This is a genomic window from Rappaport israeli, from assembly GCF_001888055.1.
In the GTDB taxonomy this organism is placed as follows: domain Bacteria; phylum Pseudomonadota; class Gammaproteobacteria; order Cardiobacteriales; family Cardiobacteriaceae; genus Rappaport; species Rappaport israeli.
This window is the reverse complement of record NZ_LXHZ01000021.1, coordinates 21,199-27,780: the sequence shown is the minus strand read 5'-3', so window position 1 is coordinate 27,780 and position 6,582 is coordinate 21,199. Positions and strand designations below refer to the sequence as shown.

The 6,582-nt window shown below is 41.3% G+C and carries 3 protein-coding genes and 3 pseudogenes; 3 read left to right on the top strand and 3 right to left on the bottom strand.

Annotation, left to right across the window (positions count from 1 at the left end):
• Positions 1–23: 23 nt before the first annotated feature.
• Together A5N84_RS05340 and A5N84_RS11755 are read right to left on the bottom strand one after the other, a co-directional pair.
• Positions 24–212, bottom strand: a pseudogene (locus tag A5N84_RS05340) (transposase); the annotation flags it as partial.
• A 61-nt stretch (positions 213–273) separates the two neighbouring features.
• A pseudogene (locus A5N84_RS11755) lies at positions 274–438 on the bottom strand (IS256 family transposase); the annotation flags it as partial.
• Positions 439–874: 436 nt separating this feature from the next.
• Between A5N84_RS11755 and gyrB the strand changes: the two are divergent.
• Positions 875–3,277, top strand: a pseudogene (gene gyrB / locus A5N84_RS13055) (DNA topoisomerase (ATP-hydrolyzing) subunit B).
• Positions 3,278–3,406: 129 nt separating this feature from the next.
• On the opposite strand, the gene cdd reads toward gyrB, so the two are convergent.
• Positions 3,407–4,336 carry a cytidine deaminase gene (cdd, locus tag A5N84_RS05325; protein ID WP_072281542.1) on the bottom strand — a complete coding sequence of 310 codons (930 nt, stop codon included), beginning with the start codon at positions 4,334–4,336 and terminating at the stop codon, positions 3,407–3,409.
• A 145-nt stretch (positions 4,337–4,481) separates the two neighbouring features.
• On the opposite strand from cdd, the gene A5N84_RS05320 reads away from it, so the two are divergent.
• Both A5N84_RS05320 and deoC read left to right on the top strand, forming a co-directional pair.
• On the top strand, positions 4,482–5,753 hold the full coding sequence (locus A5N84_RS05320) for a NupC/NupG family nucleoside CNT transporter (protein WP_072281541.1): 1,272 nt from the start codon (positions 4,482–4,484) through the stop codon (positions 5,751–5,753).
• A gap of 62 nt (positions 5,754–5,815) precedes the next feature.
• Positions 5,816–6,574 carry a deoxyribose-phosphate aldolase gene (gene deoC / locus A5N84_RS05315; RefSeq protein WP_072281540.1) on the top strand — a complete coding sequence of 253 codons (759 nt, stop codon included), beginning with the start codon at positions 5,816–5,818 and terminating at the stop codon, positions 6,572–6,574.
• The last annotated feature ends 8 nt before the right edge of the window (positions 6,575–6,582 follow it).

The window sequence follows — 6,582 nt, the reverse complement described above, 5'->3', positions numbered from 1 at the left end:
CCTGAGTTCGGGATAAGCCACCTCTATTTAGCAGCCGCCAAAGCATTCTTCCCAAACATCTGCGGCTTATACGCAAACAAGCAATATGCCGTTAATCCAGAAATCAGATTCAACAAAAATCCCTTCTCCGAACGATGGCGAGTATGTTCAATTTGGCATAGATTCTTTAACTGATCAAAAATCGTTTCAACAGCACATCTTTGTTTTAACAACCTTTTTTGTTCAGGACTTTGGGGCGGGGATGAGGGCGTTCAGAGGTTTGTGTCAGTTCAATCAAAGGCTCATCACCTTATCTAAGCACCCGGGGAAATGGATAGACAACTGCATCATAGTTTGTCCCCAATTGTTGATGGGTCTTGTCCATTTCTCACCGGCATTTAACATAGCCACATACAGTAATTTAAGCAAGCTGTTTTCATTGGGTAAAGCACCTTTAGTTTATGCCCTAGCTTTTCATTTTTATTAAACACTTCAACTTGATGGGGCTTTGTAATGCCTCACCACAATGAGTGGCTTGTGGAAAAAACTCTGTTAGCTCAAAGGCATTAATGAATTCTTCTAAGGTGCTAAGTGTTGAGATATAGACGTGCTGGTCTGCCATATCAGCGCGAGCTAAGGGAAAGTAGCTAAATAATAAAAATACATAAGAAGCGCAGTAGTAAGCTCATAAATCTCTCTAAAATGTAATTAACAGAGGTATAGACTGAGTGTTAATTAATCTCCTTGATGTAAATCAAATGTTTTTTATTAACTGATTCAGAGCTTAGGCGCAGATGATTGTTTTTTACACATTTAGGCGGATATGAGGGTGTTATCTGGGCAGTCAGTATGGCTTGGATATGCTAAAATGTTTGTTTTTTGCAGGATAATTTTGATGTCTTACGATTCTTCCAATATACGCGTTCTTAAAGGTTTAGAAGCGGTTCGTACACGTCCAGGGATGTATATCGGTAATACTGATGATGGTACTGGATTGCATCATATGGTTTTTGAGGTGCTGGATAATGCAATTGATGAGGCGTTAGCAGGGTATTGTTCAGAAATTAAAGTAACGATTCATCAAGATGAATCCGTAACGGTTAGTGATAATGGTCGAGGCATTCCTGTTGATATTCATCAAGAGGAAGGGCGTTCAGCTGCTGAGGTGATTATGACAGTGTTACACGCTGGGGGTAAGTTTGATGATAATTCTTATAAGGTTTCAGGCGGTTTGCATGGTGTTGGGGTGTCGGTTGTTAACGCGCTATCTGATTATTTAACTTTGACAATTTATCGTGATGGGCATGAGCATTATGTTAAATTTGTTAATGGTGAGCCTGAGGCGCCTTTATCGGTTGTAGGTGATGCACAACAAACAGGGACAACGGTTAATTTTATGGCAAGTGCCTCAACTTTTGGGGTGATTAGCTACGATTATGATTTATTAGCAAAGCGATTGCAGGAGCTGTCTTTTTTAAATGCAGGTGTGCGCATTATGCTCTATGACGAGCGCAACGAAAAAAGAAAGCGTGTATGAATATGAAGGGGGGGTTAAGGCGTTTACGCAATATTTGAATCGCAATAAATCTGTGATTCATCCAAGTATTTTTTATTGCAGCCATGAAAAAGATGGGGTAACGGTTGAAATTTCTATGCAATGGAATGATGGGTATCAGGAAAATGTCTATTGTTTTACGAATAATATTCCTCAGCGTGATGGCGGAACGCATTTAGCAGGTTTTCGTGGGGCGCTAACACGCACTTTAAATAATTATATGGAATCTGAGGGCTTGCTTAAAAAACAAAAAATCAACACCTCAGGGGATGATGCCAGAGAAGGATTAACGGCGATTATTTCGGTGAAAGTGCCTGACCCTAAATTTTCTTCACAGACAAAAGATAAATTAGTCTCTTCTGAAGTGAAGGGGATTGTAGAAAGCGTTTTAAATGAGAAGTTTAAAGAGTTTTATACGAAAATCCTAGTGAGGCTAAAACCATTAGCTTAAAAATAGTCGATGCGGCAAGAGCAAGAGAAGCCGCCCGCCGAGCGCGCGAGATGACGCGACGTAAAGATGTGTTGGATATTGCAGGATTACCAGGTAAATTAGCCGATTGCCAAGAAAAAGACCCCGCGCACTCTGAGATTTTTATTGTGGAAGGAGATTCTGCGGGAGGCTCTGCCAAGCAGGGGCGTAATCGCAAATTCCAAGCCATTTTGCCATTGAAGGGAAAAATTCTAAACGTTGAAAAAGCTCGTTTTGACAAAATGTTAGGCTCTACCGAAATTGGGACATTAATTACCGCTTTGGGGACAGGGATTGGAAGAGATGATTTTAACGCCGATAAATTGCGCTATCACCGCATTATCATTATGACGGATGCGGATGTTGACGGCGCCCATATTCGTACCTTGCTGTTAACTTTTTTCTATCGTCAAATGCCAGAATTGATTGAACGTGGGCATATTTATATCGCGCAACCGCCTTTGTATAAGATTAAAAAAGGCAAACAAAGTCAGTATTTAAAAGATGACCGTGAGTTAAATGAGCTGCTGCTTACACAGGCGCTTGATGATGCTGAACTTTATCCTAATCCTGATGCGCCCCCTATTAGCAAAACCGCTTTTGAAACGTTGGCGCGTCAATATATTGAATTGGAAGCGCTCATTTCTCGTTTGACCAGTCGCTATGATAGACGCGTGTTAACTGCATTTATTGAATCGCCTGAGTTAAAAGCGGAATATTTTTTAGATGAGGCAAAATTAAAAGATTGGTTGGTAATCTTTAGACAACAATTAGCGCTTTCAGCGGTGTCTGGGGTGTCTTTTGATGCGCAAGCTAATCAAACACTGGAGGGGAATTGGCGCATTGATGTCATGATTGAACAGCACGCCAATCGTTTTTATAATCATTTTAATGTGAATTTTGTAAGCTCTCCTGAATATCGTAAATTTTCTCAATTTGGTAAAGAGGTCAATGGGTTATTAGAAGAAGGGGCTTATTTTATCAATAGCAAAAATCGCATAGAGGTGCGCCATTTTAGTCAGGTTATGCAAGCGCTTTTTGCAGAAGGTAAAAAAGCTTATGATATTCAACGCTATAAAGGTCTTGGAGAAATGAATCCTGAGCAATTATGGGAAACAACGCTAGACCCTCAGGTTAGAAGAATGTTGCAAGTTAAAATTAATGATGCGCGCGTAGCCGATGAAATCTTTACGACTTTAATGGGTGAAGAAGTTGAGCCGCGCAGAGCCTTTATTGAAGATAATGCAATTAAAGCCAGTAATATTGATTTTTAAGCAATAAGTATTTGTTTAAAACAAAAAATCGCATCAGTTATTGATGCGATTTTTTATGCCTGTGGTGAGTGTGTTTCTAATCTCTGTATCTAAATAGATGGCTTATCAGCTAGTCAAAATGCCCCTGTATTAGGGTAATTCGATAGCGTGGTAGTCTAATGGGATATCTGTATATAGCTTGAGCAGTGTTTCAGTACTATGGCGCTGAGAGAGTACAGATTGGCGTTCTAGCATAAGCGCTTGTGTGATACCTTGTTGCCATATTTTGCCTTGCATTCGCCGATAATTAAGCGCAACTTGTAAAGGCGCAATGCTTGGATTAAAGGCGGCATTTTCACCGTAACAGCCGACAACAATCCCTCCATCTTCATAAGCAAGGGCAATACTGCATTCACTGTTTGAATAAGGTGAATGGCTTTTAAATAATGCCTGCGCGGCGGCATCAAATAATGGATGTGCGATGGGTTGTAATGATTGCGACCAATTTTTAGGAATGGCGCGAGGGCGCAATAGGCGCTGTTCAATGCCTAAATCTACAGGTCCAAAAGATTCTGGGAGGTAATAATCTAGAGATTGAGGCGCTCGATTGGGGAGTTGAATACGAAAATCTGCACTGCGCGCGCTTTCTTTAATAAATTGGCGACAATGTCCGCAAGGAGAGTAGTTAATTACAAGCCACTGGAGAGGAGTGGCATTTTTAAGCCATGCATGCGAAATTGCACTTTGTTCTGCATGAACAGTATGGGCAATAGCGGCTTGGGTGAATTCGATATTGGCGCCAAAATAAAACACCCCAGCGGAGTCAATGGCAATAGCGCCAACAAAATAGTTTGAAATGGGTACATGTGCGTAGGCGGCGGCAAAAGGTAATAAAGTGAGTGCGAGTTGTTCTGGTGTGGTTTGTAGCGCCTGGCAAAGTTCTTGAGCCTTCTGACTAGAAATAGTGCTCCAATTTTCAAGTGGTTGGGTTTTAAAATGTTGTTGTATGGGTTGGGGAAGGGTTTCTAAACTATTTTGTATTTTAGTGATTAAATCATTTGACTGGCTACCAGGGTTCATATTTTTTCCTTTATAATCATTTGGTTAACAATAAATCTTCTAGGGACGGTGACGAATAAGCAAGCACTGTACTATACTAGCGCCCGTATTTTTAAGGAATAGTAATTATCATAAATCATTTGTTTTTCAACCATAAGGAAATTTCATGAATAGTAGTTTGATTAGCATTTTAGGAATTGTGGTGTTAATTGTGCTGGCGGTATTGTTCTCTAACAATCGGCGAGCCATAAAACTCCAAACTGTTGCAGGCGCCTTTATCATTCAATTTGTGATAGGCGCTTTAATTTTATATTTCCCACCTGGTCAAAAAGCTTTGCAGGCGCTTTCTAATGGTGTGGGGAATGTATTAAGTTATGGTGAGCAGGGCATTGCCTTTTTATTTGGTAATTTGGTGAATGTGGAGAGCGTGGGTTTTGTATTTGCCTTAAAGGTATTGCCGATGATTATTTTCTTTTCATCATTGGTGTCGGTGTTGTACTACATTGGTGTGATGCAATGGGTGGTGAGAATTATTGGAGGCGGTTTGCAGGCATTGCTCGGGACTTCTAAAGCCGAATCAATGTCAGCAGCGGCAAATATTTTTGTCGGACAAACTGAGGCGCCATTATTAGTCAAACCATTTGTAAAAAATATGACGCAATCAGAATTATTTGCGGTAATGAGCGGTGGTTTGGCGTCTATTGCAGGGTCTGTATTAGCTGGATATGCCTCAATGGGGGTGCCTTTGCCTTATTTGTTGGCAGCATCTTTTATGGCAGCACCTGGGGGATTGTTGTTTGCTAAATTGCTTTTCCCTGAAACAGAAAAACCAACGGAGATGACAGATGCTGAGCTTGCAACTGACCCTAATGAAGAGACAACAAATGTATTAGATGCTGCCGCAACGGGCGCTTCTACAGGGATGAAAATGGCGGTCAATGTGGGGGCGATGTTGTTGGCATTTATTGCATTAATTGGTTTGCTGAATGGTATTTTAGGTGGAATTGGAAATTGGTTTAATATCCAAGATTTGTCGCTTGAGTTTTTATTAGGCAAATTATTTGCGCCGTTGGCTTGGGTGATTGGTACGCCTTGGTCTGAGGCGCAGTATGTTGGTTCATTAATTGGGCAGAAAATTGTCGTTAATGAATTTGTGGCGTTTGCAAATTACACTGGAGATATGGCAAATCAGGCCATTGAATTAACAGAAAAATCTAAAGCTATTGTGGCGTTTGCCTTATGTGGGTTTGCAAACTTTAGCTCAATTGCGATTTTAGTAGGTGGTTTGGGCGTTATGGCGCCAACGCGTCGTAAGGACGTGGCACGGATGGGATTAAAAGCCGTCGTCGCTGGGTCTTTGTCTAACTTAATGAGTGCTGCAATCGCTGGGTTGTTTATTGGCTTAAGCAGTGCTGGCGCTTTGGCGGTTATTCATTAATTTTGTGGATGAAAAGGGTGGGCTAAGGCTCACCCTATTTTTTATTAATTATTGGAGCACTTATGCACATGGCAAAACAAGCATTACAGTTGATGGATTTAACCAGTTTGAATGATGAGGATACGGATGCGGTCATTGAAAATCTCTGCCAACAAGCAGATACGCCTTTTGGTAGTCCTGCTGCGCTATGCGTGTATCCAAAATTTATTCAAACAGCGCGTCAATCACTAGATAAACTGGGATTGCAAGCGGTAAAAGTTGCAACAGTTACTAATTTTCCCCATGGCAAGGCAGATATTGAAAGCGCTAGAGCGCAAACGCAAGAAGCTGTTGCATTCGGCGCTGATGAGGTAGATGTTGTTTTCCCTTATCAGGCGTTAATTGAGGGCGATGAGGCAGTGGGGGAGCAGTTGGTGCGCGCTTGCAAAGAGGCTTGTGCAGATAAAGCAAAACTTAAAGTTATTATTGAATCAGGGGAGCTTAAAAGTGAAGCGCTTATTGCTAAGGCTAGCCAATTAGCGATTAATGGTGGTGCGGATTTTATTAAAACTTCAACTGGAAAAGTAGCGGTTAATGCGACGCTATCAGCTGCCCAAACGATGTTGCAAGTGATTAAAGAGAGTGGACGGGAGGTTGGTTTTAAAGCAGCTGGGGGCGTACGCACGGCAGAAGAGGCGCAAGATTATTTGCAATTGGCTAAAGAGATGATGGGGGAGGATTGGGTTAATGCGGAGCATTTTCGCTTTGGCGCCTCTGGATTGTTAAAAAACTTGTTGGCGGTATTAAATAACGAGCAACAATCAAATCATCAGGGTTATTAAATTTCAAG

Bases quoted from the DNA above. Each gene is read 5' to 3' on its own strand.
- cdd (WP_072281542.1), bottom strand. From the start codon at position 4,336: ATGAACCCTGGTAGCCAGTCAAATGATTTAATCACTAAAATACAAAAT.
- A5N84_RS05320 (WP_072281541.1), top strand. From the start codon at position 4,482: ATGAATAGTAGTTTGATTAGCATTTTAGGAATTGTGGTGTTAATTGTG.
- deoC (WP_072281540.1), top strand. From the start codon at position 5,816: ATGCACATGGCAAAACAAGCATTACAGTTGATGGATTTAACCAGTTTG.